The 953-nt window shown below is 68.9% G+C and carries 2 protein-coding genes; both read right to left on the bottom strand.

Features of this window, described 5'->3' with window-relative positions:
- Positions 1-62: 62 nt before the first annotated feature.
- Positions 63-548, bottom strand: a complete 486-nt coding sequence (locus U9980_RS28305) for a hypothetical protein (RefSeq protein ID WP_322770722.1) — start codon at positions 546-548, stop codon at positions 63-65.
- Positions 545-953, bottom strand: a 409-nt coding sequence (locus U9980_RS28300) for a hypothetical protein (RefSeq protein ID WP_322770721.1), incomplete at its 5' end; no start/stop codon positions are given. The genes U9980_RS28305 and U9980_RS28300, both read right to left, overlap by 4 nt.

Genomic DNA, 953 nt, shown 5'->3' with positions numbered 1-953 from the left:
GTGAGGGGTGCAAGTCCGTGGATTCGCACCGCCTGTGGGAGTGTCAGAACAGGGCAGACCGCTCAGATTGGCTCGACGAGGATGTCGGCGTGGTCGAGTGTGGCTGTGTAGGCGGCGATGTCGTCGGGGTCGCTGGTGAGGATCTGCGCGGGTCCGTGAAGAGCGGCTGTGATGACGACCAGGGCGTCGATGACGTCCGGTCGCTTCTTCGTGGGAAGCTTGGCCTCGGCGAGCATGGCGCCTGCTCGTTTGTACGAGTCGAGGGTGAAGGTTCTCGCGCAGGCGACGCAGCCGGTGGGGACGTTCGCCGCGCGGCGCATGGGTGGCGCGCTGTCCCGGGTCTGCGGCACGGTGCAGTCCTTGAGGTACTGGCTGAAGGCGTGGACCGTCTTCGGGTCCGGTCGCCACGCCTGAGCGAGGACCGGGCCGATGAGAACCGGCCGGTGCGGCGCGGCGCGTAGGCCGTGGTGCAGCAGCCGCGCCGCAGGGCTGTCGCGCAGGAGCGCCACGAGCATCCCGGCGTCGTAGACGACGGTCCGGGCGATCATGCGACGCTCGCGGCATCCGATCCAAGCGCGCTGGCCAGGACCCGGTGGACGAGGGCCTGGTTGTCCGTGGTCAGCGCGTCGAACGAAGGCAGGTCCGCCTCGGGAAGGTCCGCGGCATCCTCCAGGGCAGTTCGGTTACGTGCGTCGAGTGCCGCGAAGGCGGCAGTGGCGGCATCATCGCGGGCCATCTGCGCGACGGCCGCCGCGATCATGTAGGCGGACACGTCCATGCCTGCCGTCTCGGCGTGCATTCTGATGGAGGCCTGGACGTCGGAGGCCGTCGAGATCGTGAACCGGATATTCGCCATGCCGCCATCGTAACACGTCGTATTACGCCGCCTATGCGCCCTGTGGGGTGCGAGAAGTCGGGCACTGTTGCGTTGGCCGGGCGCGGCGGCCGGGGCC

The organism is Protofrankia sp. Cr1, from assembly GCF_963555865.1.
Lineage (GTDB): Bacteria > Actinomycetota > Actinomycetes > Frankiales > Frankiaceae > Protofrankia.
Note: the sequence above shows the minus strand (reverse complement) of the source record. Positions and strands in the feature narration are given on the sequence as shown.

Coding starts and splice junctions, on each gene's coding strand:
- U9980_RS28305 (WP_322770722.1), bottom strand. CDS start 548: ATGATCGCCCGGACCGTCGTCTACGACGCCGGGATGCTCGTGGCGCTC.